The 15,912-nt window shown below is 62.4% G+C and carries 13 protein-coding genes; 12 read left to right on the top strand and 1 reads right to left on the bottom strand.

What is annotated here, in order from left to right:
• The first annotated feature begins 12 nt into the window (after nt 1-12).
• From NQE15_RS18265 to NQE15_RS18225, 9 genes are all read left to right on the top strand, one after another.
• Nucleotides 13-2,085, top strand: coding sequence for a hydantoinase B/oxoprolinase family protein (locus tag NQE15_RS18265; RefSeq protein WP_265943419.1), 2,073 nt, complete (start codon nt 13-15; stop codon nt 2,083-2,085).
• Between the two features lie 11 nt (nt 2,086-2,096).
• The gene (locus tag NQE15_RS18260) at nt 2,097-3,725 is read left to right on the top strand and encodes an AMP-binding protein (RefSeq protein ID WP_265943417.1); all 1,629 of its coding nucleotides are present in this window, start codon (nt 2,097-2,099) and stop codon (nt 3,723-3,725) included.
• The gene (locus NQE15_RS18255) at nt 3,725-4,207 is read left to right on the top strand and encodes a Zn-ribbon domain-containing OB-fold protein (protein WP_265943415.1); all 483 of its coding nucleotides are present in this window, start codon (nt 3,725-3,727) and stop codon (nt 4,205-4,207) included. Before NQE15_RS18260 ends, NQE15_RS18255 begins: the two co-directional genes overlap by 1 nt.
• The gene (locus NQE15_RS18250) at nt 4,195-5,340 is read left to right on the top strand and encodes a thiolase family protein (RefSeq protein ID WP_265943413.1); all 1,146 of its coding nucleotides are present in this window, start codon (nt 4,195-4,197) and stop codon (nt 5,338-5,340) included. The genes NQE15_RS18255 and NQE15_RS18250 overlap by 13 nt, the downstream gene beginning before the upstream one ends.
• A 21-nt stretch (nt 5,341-5,361) precedes the next feature.
• Complete coding sequence (gene paaI / locus NQE15_RS18245) at nt 5,362-5,832, top strand: hydroxyphenylacetyl-CoA thioesterase PaaI (protein WP_265943411.1); 471 nt, start codon at nt 5,362-5,364, stop codon at nt 5,830-5,832.
• A 144-nt stretch (nt 5,833-5,976) separates the two neighbouring features.
• On the top strand, nt 5,977-7,737 hold the full coding sequence (locus NQE15_RS18240) for a DUF1302 domain-containing protein (RefSeq protein ID WP_265943409.1): 1,761 nt from the start codon (nt 5,977-5,979) through the stop codon (nt 7,735-7,737).
• A 23-nt stretch (nt 7,738-7,760) separates the two neighbouring features.
• Entirely contained in the window at nt 7,761-9,125 is a 1,365-nt protein-coding gene (locus NQE15_RS18235) for a DUF1329 domain-containing protein (RefSeq protein WP_265943407.1), read from the top strand.
• Nucleotides 9,126-9,201: 76 nt separating this feature from the next.
• On the top strand, nt 9,202-10,218 hold the full coding sequence (locus tag NQE15_RS18230) for a WD40/YVTN/BNR-like repeat-containing protein (protein ID WP_265943404.1): 1,017 nt from the start codon (nt 9,202-9,204) through the stop codon (nt 10,216-10,218).
• A 5-nt stretch (nt 10,219-10,223) separates the two neighbouring features.
• The gene (locus tag NQE15_RS18225; protein ID WP_265943402.1) at nt 10,224-12,602 is read left to right on the top strand and encodes an efflux RND transporter permease subunit; all 2,379 of its coding nucleotides are present in this window, start codon (nt 10,224-10,226) and stop codon (nt 12,600-12,602) included.
• 27 nt (nt 12,603-12,629) lie between these two features.
• On the opposite strand, the gene NQE15_RS18220 is transcribed toward NQE15_RS18225, so the two are convergent.
• The gene (locus tag NQE15_RS18220; protein WP_265943400.1) at nt 12,630-13,235 is read right to left on the bottom strand and encodes a glycosyltransferase; all 606 of its coding nucleotides are present in this window, start codon (nt 13,233-13,235) and stop codon (nt 12,630-12,632) included.
• A gap of 59 nt (nt 13,236-13,294) precedes the next feature.
• Between NQE15_RS18220 and NQE15_RS18215 the strand changes: the two genes are divergently transcribed.
• From NQE15_RS18215 to NQE15_RS18205, 3 genes are all read left to right on the top strand, one after another.
• Nucleotides 13,295-14,101, top strand: a complete 807-nt coding sequence (locus NQE15_RS18215) for an ArsR/SmtB family transcription factor (RefSeq protein ID WP_265943398.1) — start codon at nt 13,295-13,297, stop codon at nt 14,099-14,101.
• The gene (locus NQE15_RS18210) at nt 14,022-14,894 is read left to right on the top strand and encodes a transporter (protein WP_265943396.1); all 873 of its coding nucleotides are present in this window, start codon (nt 14,022-14,024) and stop codon (nt 14,892-14,894) included. Before NQE15_RS18215 ends, NQE15_RS18210 begins: the two co-directional genes overlap by 80 nt.
• 138 nt (nt 14,895-15,032) lie before the next feature.
• Entirely contained in the window at nt 15,033-15,881 is an 849-nt protein-coding gene (locus NQE15_RS18205; protein WP_265943394.1) for a sulfurtransferase, read from the top strand.
• Nucleotides 15,882-15,912: the final 31 nt, after the last annotated feature.

Raw genomic sequence — 15,912 nt, 5'->3', positions numbered from 1 at the left:
GGAGACAAGACAATGAATGCACGAGCTACTTTCCGCTATGGACGCGATTTCGAGGTCGTCCAGCGTTTGCGCCCGGAACCCATGAGCGACCGGGAACGGGATGCCCAGGCCCTGATCGAAGGCCTCGAATTCGAAATCTTCCAGCACAAGGCGAGCATGATCGCCCTGGAAGGCAAGGAAACCACCATGCGCCTCGGCGCCTCGACAGCCATGCGCTGGGGCGACGTGGCCTTCGGTATCTACACGGCGCGCGGCGACCTGGCGATCTGCGCCACCGGCATCTACCACCACGCCGTGCTCTCCCAGTTGCCGGTCAAGTACATCGTCAAGCACTGGCGCGACGATCCCTCGGTCGGCCTCAAGGAAGGGGATTCCTTCTTCTTCAACGATCCCTTCTACGGCGGCGTGCATAACGCCGACATGGGCCTCGCCATCCCCGTCTTCGCCGATGGCGAGCTGGTCTGTTTCATCGGCGCCGCGGTCCATACCGGCGAATGCGGCGGCTCCGAGCCGGGCGGCATGGTCAATGGGGCACGCTCGCGCTATGACGAAGGTCTGCTCGTTCCGCCGATCAAGATCGGCGAGAACTTCGTGCTCAAGGAAGACCTGCTGGCCATGCTCTCGAACATGACCCGCGACCCGCGGACCATGATGCTCGACATCAAGGCGCGCCTCGCCGCCTGCCGCATCGCCGAGCGCCGGGTCAAGGAAATCATCGCCGAGAAGGGCGCGGACTTCTACGTCGGCGCCTTGCGCCGGGTGCTGCAGGTGACCGGGGAGGCCGCCCGCAAGAAGGTTGCGCAGATCAACGACGGGGTCTATCGCCAGCCGCGCTTCATGGACACCACCGGCCCCGAGGATGCTCTGCTCAAGATCAACCTGACGGTGATCAAGAAGGGCGACAAGATCAAGCTCTGTTTCGAAGGCTCGTCGCCGGCCATTCCCGACCGGCCGGTGAACAGCTATTTCCAGGGCATCATCGGCCTCGCCATGGTCTATTTCTGCGGCTGGTTCTTCCATGACCTGCCGGCCAACAACGGCCTGCTCGAAGCGATCGAGTGGGAGTTCCCGGAAGACACCTTCGTCAATGCCAAGGGCGACATGCCGGTCTCCTATGCGCCGGCGACCCAGGTCGCCTTCACCCAGGGCATGTTCATGTGCGGCGCCCGCATGCTCTACGCCATCGACCCGCTGCGGGCGGTCGGCTGCTGGTACTCGGGCTTCGCGGTGACGCCCTTCGGCGGCGTCAATCAATGGGGCGAACCGATCGCCGACATCACGCCGGAAATCAACGCCACCGGCGCCGGCGCCCGGCCGGACATGGACGGCGTGGATTCGGCCGGCGCCTTCTTCGCCACGATGAGCGACTGCGGCGACATCGAGTCGATGGAAGCGGACCGTCCCTTCGTCTACCTGTTCCGCAACTTCTTCAACACCTCCTACGGTCACGGCAAGTTCCGCGGCGGTTCCGGCGTCGGCTACGGCGTGATGGTGCATGGCGTGCCCTGGGTCGCCATCGGCGGCATGGGCTTCGGCACGCGCTTCCCGGCCACTCTCGGCATCTTTGGCGGGCGGGCCTCGCCGCCGGTGTTCGTCCAGTCGGTGCACGGCAGCAACATGAAATCGCTGATGGCCGAAGGCAATGTGAACACCCCACGCAACATGGGCGAGCTTTATGAAAACGCCGCCGTCGAAACCGGTCAGCGCACGCTGGGCCACGTCAGTTCGCCGCCCCAGGCCTTCGCCGAGGGCGACACGCTGTACGTCCCGGTGCTCGGCGGGGCCGGTTACGGCGACGTGCTGGAGCGCGAGCCGGAGCGCGTGGTGGCCGACCTCAAGCGCAATCTGGTGACCCACTGGGCGGCCACCAACATCTATCAGGTGGCCTACGACAAGGAAACGCTGCGCGTCGATCAGGCAGGCACCGAGGCCCTGCGCCAGGCGGCGCGTGATGAGCGCAAGCGGGTCGGCAAACCCTACGCCGAATTCATCGAGAGCTGGTCGGCATTGCGGCCCAAGCCCGAGGTGCTGCGCTACTACGGGGCCTATCCCGACCCCGCCGCCAAACTCGCCAAGGCTGCCTGAGGAGACCGGACATGGGGCAACTGCAACTGCATTCGCCGGTCGAGCGAACCATCCACCACCTGCTCGAGCGGCGCGCTACGCTGCAAGGGGAGGCCGTCTTCTTCTGGTTCAAGGAGCAGTCATTCAGCTATGCGCGGCTCAACCGGATGGCTTCCGGCGTCGCCAAGGGGCTGCAGGAGACGGGCGTCGCCAAGGGCGACCGGGTCGCCGTGATGCTGGGCAACAGTGCCGAGTTTCTCGCGGTCTGGTTCGGCCTCTCCAAGCTGGGCGCCATCGAGGTCGCGTTGAATACCGCGCATCGTGGCTATCTGCTCTCCTATCAGCTGAACCAGGCGCAGTGCAGCGTCCTGATTGTCGATCAGGGCTTCCTGCCCTGCATCGAAGGCATCCGCAAGGAACTCGAGAGCCTGCGCCATGTGATCGTCCTCGGCGCGGAAGGGGAATTGCCCGTCTGGCCCGGCATCGAGCTCCATCGTTATGAAGAGGTTACGGGCAAGGGCGAGGACTACCGGCCGGTCGAGGTGCTCTGGAACGACCCGCTCGGCATCATGTTCACCTCCGGCACGACGGGCCCCTCGAAGGGCGCCGTGCTGCCGCAGAACTACGCCATCCATACCGCGGAAATCATTTCCGGGATCGCCGGCTACGGGCCGGAGGACTGCCTCTACAACGCCTTGCCCCTGTTCCATGGCAATGCCAAGCTGCTGTCGACCATGCCGGCGCTGTATGCCGGCGCCACCATGGTGCTCGCCGAACGTTTCTCGGCCAGCCAGTTCTGGGAGGATGTCGCCCGCTACCGCTGTACCGAATTCAACTACATCGGCAGCATTCTTTCGATCCTGCTCAAGGCCGACCCGAAGCCGGACGACCGCGCCAACTCCCTGCGCGTGCTGCTCGGCGCCGGGGCCACGCCTGGAGTGTACGAGGCCTTCGAGGCGCGCTTCGGGGTTTCGCTGATCGAAGGCTATGGCATGAGCGAGATCGGCCTGCCGCTGATGAGCCGGCCGGGGGCGAGCAAACCCGGCACCTGCGGCAAGCCGCATCCGGATTACGAGGTCAAGCTGGTCGACGACCAGGGACAGGCGGTGGCGACCGGGGTGCCGGGTGAGCTGCTGGTCCGGCCGAAGAAGCCCTGGTCGACGTTGCTCGAGTACTACCGGATGCCGGAGAAGACCGTCGAAGCCTGGCAGGGGCTGTGGTTCCATACCGGCGACTATCTGCTGCAGGACGAGGAAGGCTTCTATCACTTCGTCGATCGCAAGAAGGATGCGATCCGCCGCCGCGGTGAGAACATCAGCTCCTACGAGGTCGAGACCATGGTGACCAGCCATCCGCTGGTCCTCGAGGCCGCCGCGACGCCGGTCAAGTCGGAGCTCGGTGAAGACGAGGTGATGATCACCGTCGTCCTGCGACCGGGCGCCCAGTTGTCGGCCGCTGAACTTATCGTTCATTGCGAGCAGGTAATGGCGAAATTCATGGTGCCGCGCTATGTCCGTTTCGTCGCCAGCCTGCCGCGCACGCCGACCGAGAAGGTCCAGAAATACGTCATCCGGGAGCAGGGGGTCACCGCCGACACCTGGGACCGGGAACGGCAGGACGTGGGCAGCGCGCCGCCGGCCCGCCAGGGAGTGGCCGTCTGATGAACCATCACGCGATGCCGGCTGCGCCCCGGTTGCAGGAGTCAAAATTTCCGCCGGTCGTGCCCGAGCTTTTTCAGGCCCTGGATGACCATGCGGAGCGTCACGGCCTGGTCGGCGCTTATTGCGCCAGTTGCGACCGCTACTTTTTTCCCGCCGCCGGCCAATGTCCGGCCTGCTACGGCACGCTGCAACGGCGGGTGTTCGGAGAGCACGGCCGGCTCTACAGTTTCACCGTGGTCCGCACCCGGGCGCCGTTCGCCCTGCCGGAACCCTATGCCGTCGGTTATGTCGATCTCGACGACGTGCCCTTGCGGGTCTTCGCCCTGCTCGACCCGGCCGCGATTCCCGATCTGGCAGTCGGGGCGCGGCTGGTCCTGAAGTCGATGCAGCTCGGCGAAAATGCCCTGGCGACGCCTTGCCTGCGCCCGGTGTTTTGCCTGAGCCGGGCAGCTTCCGGCGAGGAGCCAGCATGCGCGGCGTAATGATCGCCGGGACGGGGAATATTCCCTTCGGCAGACATTTCGAGCGCTCGGTGGTCTCGATGGGCTGCGAAGCCGGCCTCAATGCGCTGCGCGATTCCGGGCTGGAGGCCCGCGACATCGAGATGGGGGTGTTCTCGAATGCCCTGGCCGGCAAGCTGTTCGGCGACCTGACCGTGGGCCAGAACATCTATGCCGACCTCGGCATGACCGGCATGCCGGTGTTCAACGTCGAGAATGCCTGCACCTCGGGGTCCACCGCCTTTTATCTGGCCGCCATGGCGATCCGTTCCGGCGAGGTGGATTGTGCGATGGTCATCGGCTCGGAAAAGATGTGCGTGCCGCAGATCGGGCTGCTCAGTTCGGGCAACAGCGAGATCGATACCTTGCTCGGCCTGGTGACGCCGGCCAGTTTCGCGCTGCGCGCCCGGCGCCACATGAACGAGTTCGGCACGACCCTCGAACAGATGGCGATGGTGTCGGTCAAGAGCCGCCAGCATTCGGCCTTGAACCCGATCGCGCAGTTCTCCAAGGCGATCACCGTCGAGGAGGTCCTGGCCTCGCCGCTGATCGCCGATCCCCTGACCCGGCTGCAGTCCTGTCCGATGGCCGATGGCGCTTCGGCGATCATCCTCTGCTCGGAAGAGGTCGGCCGCCGCATCGGCGCTCGGGTCCGGGTCTGGGCCTCGGTTCTGCGCACCGGCAGCTATGCCAACCCCCAGGATCTGGCGCGCTGGCATACCGATTACGAAGGCGCCCGACTGGCCTACGAGCAGGCCGGAATCGGCCCCGCGGATCTCGATGTCGTCGAATGCCACGACGCCTTTTCGATCGCCGAGATCATGCATTACGAAGCCCTGGGCCTGTGCCGGCCGGGGGAGGGTGGGCGCTTTGTCGAATCGGGCGCCGCCGCCCTCGGCGGCGCGCATCCGGTCAATGTTTCCGGCGGCTTGTTGTCCCGTGGCCATCCGGTCGGCGCCACCGGGGTCGAGCAGATTGTCGAACTGACGCGCCAGTTGCAGGGCAGGGCAGGAAAACGCCAGGTGAGCGGGGCCAAGACCGGCCTGGCCCATTGCATGGGTGGCGACAAGGCCGCCGATACCAAATCGATGACCGCCGTCGTACTGGCGGTCTGACTCAGCACAGGAAAACATCGCATGACAAACCTAAGCCAACACCCCGTCGATCCCGACCTGCTGGCCACCCGGGTCGGACGCTTCATGTCCTCGCTCGACAAGGTGGGGCAGCGCCTCGGCATGCGGCTGGACGAAATCCGCCCCGGTTATTCGCGGATCGCCATGCCGATCACGGCCGAGATGATCAACGGCCACAACATCTGCCACGGCGGCTTCACTTTCGCGCTGGCCGACACCGCCTGTGCCTACGCCTGCAATTCCCATAACCAGAATGCCCTGTCCCAGGCCCTGAACATCGTCTTTCTGACGCCGGGCGCGCTCGGCGAAACCCTGGTCGCCGAAGCCCGCGAAAGCGCCCGGGCCGGCCGCACGGCGACCTACGAGATCAAGGTCACCGCCGCTGACGGCCGGGTGGTGGCGGTGGCCCAGGCGCAGTGCCGCGCGGTCAGCGGGCAAATGATCGCCGACGAATCGCCGCCGGCGAAGGCATAGGTTCGGTGCTGTCGTCAGGCGCTTTTTTTTACTTATAAAAAGAACGAACGTTCGATACGGAGCGTCGGCAACAAGCTGGTAGCAAGCACCAGGCAGGACAGTCAAGCGGCAGGAAGTTTCAAAACCAATAAGGAGGAGTTCGTGATGAAGGATGCAGAAGCAAGTTGCCATCGATACGCGCGGTCGACGATTCCATGGCTGGTCGGAAGCCTGTTTTCGGCTCATGCCCTTGGATTTCAGACCGAGCTGGATGATGGAACCAAGATCATTTCCACCACCAATATTTCCTACGGTTCCCAGTGGCGGGCCGAGAATCCGGTCCGGGCCCTGATCGGCCCGGCCTACGGAGGGGTTTCCGCCTCTTCGGCCAATGACGACGGCAACCTTAACTACCGAAAAGGCGAGCAGGTGTCTTCCGTGGTCAAGCTCGTCACCGACCTCGAGGTCAAGAAAGACAATTACGGCGCGCTGGTCCGTGCCAAGGCCTGGTACGACAACAACTGGGAAACCAATACGGTGCACCACGGCAGTTCGGTGAACCAGTATGCCGGCGGCCCGCTCAGCGATCGAGGTTTTGTCGATGAGGCCAAGTTCTCGGGCGTCTCGCTGCTCGATGCCTATGCCTACGGCAATTTCCGCCTGAGCAATTCGGATCTGACCCTGCGCGTCGGCAAGCAGGTTCTGAACTGGGGCGAATCCACGTTCTTCCAGGGCCTGAACCAGACCAGTCCGTTGGACATTCCCGCGCTGCGCCGCCCGGGCGCCCAGGTCAAGGAAGGCCTGATCCCGGTCGAAACCGCCTATTTCAGCTGGGCGCCGCGTGATCTGCCGCTGTCCGTCGAAGGTTTCTACGAATGGAAGTTCAGGCCGTTCGTGGTCGACGGTTGCGGCACCTACTTCTCGACCTCCGACATCGGTGTCGACAACAGTTGCGGCGCCAGCGCCAACCTCGGCCCGGCCATCGCCTTCCCGGACGGCTCGGTCGGTTACATGCAACGGGGCAGCAACCAGAAGGCCAAGGACTCGGGGCAGTACGGCTTCGCGGCGCACTACAACATCGAAGCGGTCGATGCCCAGGTCGGGCTGTACGCGACCAATCTGCATTCGGGCATCCCGATCTTTTCGGCCCATACCTCGAGCCCCGCCCATGGCCCGGCCCAGCTTCAGTTCCTGAAGTACCAGTTCGAATATCCCGAGGATGTCCGCCGCTATGGTCTGACGCTGGCCACCAACATCCCCGGCGGGTTTTCCCTGGGCATGGAGTTCAGCCACAGCCCGAACCAGCCGGTCCAGATCAATGCGGTAGATATGTTCTTCGCCGCCGTCGGCAGCGGCCTGGGGCCCCTCGGCAGCAAGTTCGCGACGGCTGCCGACGGCACCTATATGAGAGGTTACGAACGCGTCGCCCAGTCGCAGTTCCTGGTCAATACCCTGAAACTGCTATCGCCGATGTGGGGGGCAACGGGCGGGGTATTCATCGCCGAGTTCGCCTACCAGCACGCCAATATCGATGATCCGGGCGAGACGGGTGCCGTGCGCTACGGGCGGTCTTTCAACTACGGCGCGAATCTCGGCCCGCTTTGTCCGTCTTCGACGCCCGGCCAATGCAGCAATGACGGCTACGCGACCCCGGATTCCTACGGCTATCGCCTCTACGGCCAACTCAACTACACGACTCCGATCGGGGTCTCAGTCAAACCCGGGATCTATTTCGCGCACGATCTGAAGGGCTGGTCGGTCGATGGCCAGCTCAATGAAAAGCGCCGGATGCTGGGCCTCTCGCTGCGCTTCGAGCGGGCGGCCTATTGGGCCGAGGCTTCCTATGTCGGCTACAACCGCAATGCAACCTATGACGACGGCCGGGACCGCGCCTTCTACGGCGTCAGCCTGGGCTACACGTTCTGATACGCACCTGAGGAGGAATAGAGATGAAGACTTACATCAAGCTGATTGGGCATTCCGTCATCGTCGCATCGACGCTGCTGCTGGGAACGGCGTCGGCCAAAATGACTGCAGATGAAATCGCGCGCATCGGCAAGGACCTGACGCCGCTGGGCGCCGAAAAGGCCGGCAATGCCGACGGCAGCATTCCGGCCTGGAACGGCGGTCTGACCACGCCACCGGCCGGCTTCAATGCCGACAAGGGCTATGTCGATCCGTTTGCTGCGGAGAAGCCGGTGCTCACGATTACCGCGGCCAATGCCGATCAGCACAAGGACAAGCTGACCGAAGGCCACTACGCCATGCTCAAGAAATACGCCACGTTCAAGATGAACGTCTATCCGACGCACCGCACGGCGGCCTATCCCCAGGACATCTACGACCTGATCAAGAAGAGTGCCAATGTCGCCGAACTGGCCGACGAGGAAATCACCTGCGCCGGCTGCGCGGTGATCCCGTTCCCGATGCCTAAGAGCGGGCGCCAGGTCATGTGGAACCATCTGTATCGCTACCGGGGCGGCGGCGTCGAGCGGGACCTGGTGACGGCGCCGGTGCTGGCCGACGGCAGCGTGCTCTATTACAACAAGCCGCACATGGTCTGGGCTCAGCCGACCGACTTCATCGACAAGGAAAACGTTCCGGCCGGGCTAGTCAGTTCGTTCATCTTCTTCCAGACGGCGCCGGCCCAGGTCGAAGGTCGGGCCGGGGTAGCCAAGAGCTTTTCGAACCCCCTGGTCCGCCCCCTCGATTTCTACTTCTACAACGCCGGGCTGCGCCGGGTCCGGAAGATGCCGGAAACCCCCAACGACTATTTCGACGATGCCCTGGAGGGCTTGCGGACAGCGGACCAGTTCGACGGTTTCTTTGGCTCCCTGGTTTCCTATAACTTCAAGCTGGTCGGCAAGAAGGAAATGATCGTTCCCTACAACAGCTACAAGCTGGCCGATCGCTCCCTCAAGTACAAGCAGATCCTGACCAAGAACCATCCGAATCCGGACTACCTGCGTTTCGAAAAACACCGGGTCTGGGTGGTCGAGGGCACCTTGCGCGACAACCAGCGCCACATTTACTCGAAGCGTACCTGGTATGTCGACGAGGACAGCTGGACCGTGCTCCATGACGATGCCTACGATTCCCGCGGCCAGCTGTGGCGGGTCAATGACGTTTACACCATGCAGTACTACAACGCCAATGTTCCCTACATCCAGTCCTGGGCGATCGCCGATCTGAATAGCGGCGCCTATATCGCGGAGTGGATGGACAACGAGGAAAAGAAGCCGATCAAGTTCGGGGTCAAGAGCCGCTGGGCAGATCACAGCGCCGAAGCCTTGAAGCGGCTGGGAACCAAGTAGTCCGCCATTGCCTCGCCACGGGGGCGCCAGCGTGCCCGCCCCCGTTTTTTTCTTCAACCTGATTCGGAAATTTCAAATGCATCGTTACGCTGGAAATGCGCCGGCTCGAGTTTCGCGGGAAATTCGCCGCTCCGTTGTGCTCCTGTCGGCGCTGGTCGCGCTCAATCTGCCGCAGCTGGCGGCCGCCACCGGTGACAGCGCGGCGGAGGCTCTGCGCGCCCTCAAGGCAACGGCCAGTATCAACAAGGTGGCGATCCTCGATGCCGTGCGCGCCGGCCGCCGGATCACGGCAGTCGGCGAGCGCAGTCTGGTCTTCGTTTCCGACGACGAGGGGGAAAACTGGTCGGCGCGGCCGACCGCGACCGAGAAGTCCTTGACCTCGGTGACGCTGCAGCCGGACGGCGTGCTGCTGGCCACCGGCCACAGCGGCCTGCTCCTGCGCTCCGAGGACGGCGGCAACCATTGGCGCCAGGCGCCGTTGCCGGCCAGTCAGAAGGAGGCGCTGCTCGGCAGCCTGACCCTGGCCGACGGCCGGATCCTGGCATTCGGTGGCTATGCCAGTCTCCTTGAATCTGCCGATGGCGGCCGCTCATGGACGCAACGCAGCATCCTGGATGCGGAAATCGACAAGCATTTCTACGGCATGGCGGCGAGCAACGAGTCCCTGGTCCTGGTCGGGGAGGCCGGGCTGATCGCCGTCTCAGGCGACCGCGGTGCGGCCTGGCAGGTCGTGCCGTCGCCCTATCACGGCTCGCTGTTCGGGGTCAGCGCCCTGGCCAACGGTGCTTTCGTCGCCTATGGCATGCGCGGCAAGATTCTCTGTTCCGTCGATCAGGGGCGGAGTTGGCGCGAACTGGAGTCCGATACGAAGTCGCCGTTCTTTTCCGGAACCGTGCTCAAGGATGGTCGCCTGCTGCTGGCCGGCAAGGATGGCGTCCTCGCCATGCTAGCCAGCGACGGCCAGTCCGTCGAAACCCGGTACACCCCGGATCACCGGACGGTATCGCGCATCGTCGAAACCTCGGGCGACGAGTGGCTGCTGTTCGGCGAGGCCGGAGCGCGGCGTGTGCAGTGGAAGAATCTGAAAAAGTGATGGCTATGAGTCCGCAAAAAACAAGCAGCGACACGGTGGCGTTCCGCCGCTCCAGTTTCCAGGCCGGCCTGATCGGCACCGTGGCTTTCTGGATCTTCAGCAAGCGCTTTCCGCTGTTGATCATCGGCATCCTGACCACGCTCGTGCTGGGCATCTCGGCCGCTCGCCTGGGCTTGAAGTCCGAATTCAACAAGATGATTCCGCTCGGCCACGAATATACGAAGACCTTCACGGAATACCAGAAGGAATTGGGTGGTGGCAACCGGGTGCTGATTGCCGTCAGCAGCAAGCACGGGGATATCTTCTCGAAAGAGTTTCTGGCCCGGCTGCGGGCCGTGCACGAGGGCGTCTTCTACCTACCGGGGGTGGAACGGGCTTCGGTGACCTCGATTTTCTCGCCCAAGGTGGTTCATTATCAGGTGGTCGAAAACGGCTTCGAAGGCGGGCCGCTGGTCGCCTCGGACTACGATGGATCGTCGGGGGCCGTGGCGAAGGTCAAGGAGAACACGACCAAGTCCAATTGGGTCGGGCGGATCGTTTCCAACGATTTCAGGTCGGCGATGATTTCCGCCGAACTCATGGAAACCGACCCGGAAACCGGGGAAAGCCTCAACGTCCATCACTTCGGGAACAAGTTGGAAGAACTGCGGACCCGGTTGCAGGGCAGCGATGTCGATATCCACATCATCGGCTTCTCGAAGGCGACCAGCGATATCGTCAATGGCACGGGCAGCATCGTGGTCTTTTTCGGCCTGACCTTCCTGGTGACCGCCCTGCTGCTCTACTGGTACTCCGGTTCCGGCATGCTGACGGCCTGGGCGCTGGTCGCCGCGATGATCCCCGTGGTCTGGCTGCTCGGCCTCATGCCGCTGGTCGGGCTGACCCTCGATCCCTTGTCGATCCTGCTGCCTTTCCTGATCTTCGCGATCGGGGTGTCGCACGCGGTGCAGATGACCAGCGCCTGGAAGCAGGAAGTCATGGCCGGCGCCGACGGCCAGAGCGCGTCCACCCATTGTTTCATCAAGCTCTTCATTCCGGGCAGCGTCGCGCTGCTGGCCAATGCGCTGGGCTTCATGGCGATCGCCTTCGTCCCGGTAAAAATTGTCAAGGATCTGGTCTTCACCGCCACCATCGGGGTGTCGATCATGATCGCGACCAACAAGATGCTGCTGCCCATCCTGTTGTCGTACATGAAGGCCGGGCGCAACTGGGGGGTAACCCACGCCGGGCACGAGACCGGAGCCGGCCGCCTGTGGCGCATCATGAGCCGCGTCGTCGAGCGCAAATGGGCAGCGCTGGCCATCCTCTGCGGCCTCGGCCTGTTGCTCGGCGCCGCCCTGGTCGCCCGGGACCTGAAGGTGGGCGACCTCGGCAAGGGCATTCCCGAGTTGCGTCCCGAGGCGCGCTACAACCAGGACGCCGAGTTCATCACCGCGAATTTTTCCCTGGGCGTCGACGTGCTGGGGGTGATCGTCGAACCCCGGAACATGCGCGAGCCCTGTCTGGAGTACGCGATGGTGGATCATCTCGACCGCTTCGAATTCGCCATGCGGCAGGTGGCCGGGGTCGAGTCGGTGCGCGGGCTGGGCGGCTCGGTGCGCACGCTGAACGTCATCAACAACGAAGAAAACATCAAATGGGACGGCATTCCGGAAACCCGCGCCCAGCTTGGCCAATACATGACCGATGCCAACGCCAGGGACAAGGATCTCGCCCTGTTCGGCTGTCATTCCGCCCAGGTCCTGCTCTACCTCAAGGACCATCAGGCGACCACGCTGACGCATGTGGTCGATGAGATCAAGCGCTACCGCGACAACTTCACCGACGACAATATCCGCTTCCGTCTTGCCACCGGCAGCGCCGGCATCATGGCGGCGACCAACGAGGTGGTGAAGGAGGCCGACTGGTGGGTGAATCTGGCGCTGTTCGGTTCGGTCAGCCTGTTGTGCCTGCTGACCTTCCGCTCGCTCCGGATCACCGTCTGCATCGTCCTGCCGCTGGCGATCGTGACCGTCTTCTGCAATGCCATCATGGCCTGGCTGGACATCGGCCTCAAGGTCAATACGCTGCCGGTGGTCGCCCTCGGCGTCGGGGTCGGCGTCGATTACGGCATTTACCTGTTCGAGCGCATCAAGCATGCCGTGGACGAAGAGGGGAAAAGCTTGCAGGCCGGACTGCTCGATGCCCTCCGGCAACGGGGAACGGCGTCCGTCTTCACCGCCTTGACCATGGCCGTTGGTGTTGGCGCCTGGGTTTTCTCCGATCTGAAGTTTCAGGCCGACATGGGATTGCTGCTCGCCTTCATGTTCATCGTCAATCTTCTGGCGGCAATCGTGCTCTCACCGGCACTGGCGGGGTTTTTCTGGCGTGGTCGTGAGTCGTGATGAACCATGAAACATGGCTGCTCTGGCCTAGTAGATAGTCTGCCAAACACCGTGCTTGCCCCGACGGCGGCCGAATAACACGCTCTTGTTTCCACTAGCAGCGGTCTTCCCGAGACTACCGAGGGGGGCGGGGGTGGATAAGTCCGCCGTCGAGGTCTCCCCGGGAAAGCCACCGATCGCGAAAAATGCCTCGCGTTGTACGAAAATTGCCGGCTCCTCAAGCGCAATTCCGCAAATTCTGCAGCGCAAACTGATCAGTGCCGTGATGGCTTTGAGAAGGAAGTTCTGGCCGCCGCTATTTCTGTCACACCGACCCCAGCGGGCACCGGAGTCGAACGCAGAAAATAAATCGTTCAGCGCCCGCTCCGGCAAGCGCGTCAAGCTGCGCAGGAACAGCAATATCTCCCCTTGCGCCGCTGCGGCACCGGCTTTCATTCGACCGCCCGGTCCGCGTGCTTCGTGCATGAAAGGATCAATCAGCGGGGATGTCGGCTGGGTCGTCGCCTCCCTGCCGTCGTCGGCGACGATGATTTCGACTTCCGCCAGGCGCACCGGAGGCAAGGCGGAAAGGCAACCGGCATTGCGCTCGGCTTCGTCGAAGGTGGGAATGATGATTGAAAGCTTCGGTTTCATGTCTATGGTAACCAGGCAATTCGCCGCTGCGCCCTGAAGTGGCCGCCAGGGACGCCGAGTTGCTGCGTGCTTTTGATTGGTTGGACTCTATTCAAGGCGGCCAGTCATCCGAACGACTTTATGTGCATATCCTTATCAGCCGACAGGTCGACAAGGGGAGGGCGGCAAAGGGGCTCGGCGCGCCTGGCCCGCTCACCCTCGCTTGGTTAAAATGGCCGGATGCCTGGCCACCTCCTGGAATCGTGATGGACGACTATATTGCCCCCCTGAAGGCATTGGCCGATCCTCATCGCCTTCGCGTCTTCTGGTTGCTGGCGCATATCGACGAGCGTATCTGTGTCGCCGAAGCGATGGTGGTCTTGGGCGCTTCGCACTACAACGCATCCAGGCATCTGTCCCAGCTCAAGAATGCACATCTCGTCAAAGCTTGTCGCGAAGGGAAGCGCGTGTATTACACCTTGAATCGCGACGGCGGCCCTTTTGTCGATGCCATGTTGGCTGCCACCAAGACCATTCCCCGGAAGCATTCGCCTGCGAAATTCTGCGTTGCAAGAGTCTTCTGGAATTGCGCCAAACCTCTACCTAGGGTTTTTTCACCAGCCGAGTTACCGGCCGTACGCCAATGCCGGCAACATTATTTTACATATGCAAGTATACGCATATGTACAGATAAGCTTATCAAGGAAAATTCGTTTGTCGGTTTGACTCGGCCCCCTAAAGTTCGCTCCACAGCACGCACCGTTACGGTGCATTGCATGGGCCATTTTTTTGAACTTGGGGGATTTCTTGAAGCATCCGATAAAGACACTTCCGGCACTGGCGCTTGCGGCAGCAGCGTTGATTCAGGCGCCGGCATACGCCATTGATACCGATCCGCTCGATTACGTCGCTCCGAAGGCAGGGATTGGCGTACTGGGCCTCTATTACGGCAACTGGCAATCAGACAAGCAGTATTCCAAGGGTAGTCAGGTCGCTAGTAATTCGATCGATCTGAACTACGGCGTTGGCACCTATGTGAAGTTCCATGATGTTGCCGGCTACGTCGTGGGTACCAAGATCGTTGTTCCGGTCAGCCACCTCGAGGTATCGACCCCGGGTGGGGCGAATGTCAGTGGTTCGGGCATTGGCGATCCGACCTTCGTCTTCCCGGTATGGCTCTACAGCAACGCGAAAACCCGAACCCACTTTGCGATCACGCCGCGCATCCAGGTTCCCCTCGGCAAATACGACAAAAACGCCGCCATCAACCCGGGGGGCAACCGCTACACCTTCGTTCTGCAGCCCGGTTTCACAACCGGCCTGACCGAAAAGATCTCCTGGGATCTGGTCGGCGACGTCCAGTTCTTCGGGAAGAACGACGACATCGCCGGCGGCGGCAGCCTTGAGCAGAAAGCGCTGTACTCGCTGCAAACCCATCTGACCTATGCGATCAAACCTGGTCTGGAAGCCTCGATTGGTGCCTACAAGTACACCGGTGGCGAAACCAAGACCCGAGGTGTCAATGACGGCAATCGCACCGACACGACCACCGCCATTGCGAGCCTGGGTTACTGGGCGACCGCGACGGACAATTTCCTGGTCCAGTACCGGAGCGACACCTCGGTCGAGAACGGTGCCAAGTTCAACGGTATCCAGCTGCGCTACCTGCATGTCTTTTAAGTCGACTGAATTCAACCGATTTACTCATTCATCAGAAAGAAGATTATGAAATTCACTCCGCGCAAAATCGCAAACGCAGTGTTGGTCTCCTTGGCTCTGTCTTCGGCTGGATTTGTTCCGGTCATTGGCTCACAGGCCTTGGCGACCGAAGCTGCGGTTAGCGCCGCCAAGATCAACTACGAACGCGACTGGGTCGTCCCGGCTCGCGCAGCCTACGAACTCATTCAGCAGGGAGCCCTGGTTCTGGATGCCCGTGGCCTGGACCTGAAGAAAAAGGCTCCGTTGGCCAATTCTTCTGCTGTCGTCTGGGAAGACCTGGCTGAACCCAGCCTGCCGACCAAGGGCCGCCTGCTGAGCGATCCAAATGTCGTCAGCAAGAAGCTCCAGGCGCTTGGCGTTGCCAAGGATCGTCCGATCGTCGTGCTGGGCGACCCGCTGAATGGTTGGGGCGAGGATGGCCGTATCGCCTGGACCCTGCGCACCTGGGGCCATAACAAGGTGGTCGTGGTCGACGGTGGTCTGCAGGCGGTCCAGAAGGAAGGCCCGTTGAACATCCTGCCGGCCAAGGCAGGTGATTTCGTGGTTTCCCCGACCAACAAGTGGGAAATCAAGAAGGAAGAAATCAAGGAACACCTCCCCAAGAAGGATTTGGTCGTGTTCGATGTTCGCGAGCCGCGTGAATATGAAGGCAAGACCCCGTATGGCGAAAGCCGCGGCGGCCATGTTCCGGGTGCCAAGGGGCTTTGGTACAAGGATTTCATCGGCAAGGACGGCAAGCTCCTGCCGCGTGCCGAGCTCGAGAATGTGCTGGCCGCCAAGGGGGTAACCAAGGACAGCAACATTGTGGCCTATTGCACGGGCGGCATCCGTTCCGGCTGGTTCACGACGGTCCTGAATGACCTCGGCTATAAAACCCGCAATTACGCTGGCTCCATGTGGGAATGGTCGTCTCAGCCGGCTGCCGAATATCCCTTGGTGAAGAACTAAGGTACTCAGCGCGTCGGATCGCTCCCCGACG

Origin of the sequence: Dechloromonas sp. A34, from assembly GCF_026261605.1 — a bacterium.
Classification (GTDB): domain Bacteria; phylum Pseudomonadota; class Gammaproteobacteria; order Burkholderiales; family Rhodocyclaceae; genus Azonexus.
The sequence above is the reverse complement of the archived record's forward strand: the minus strand, read 5'-3'. Positions and strand labels throughout refer to the sequence as shown.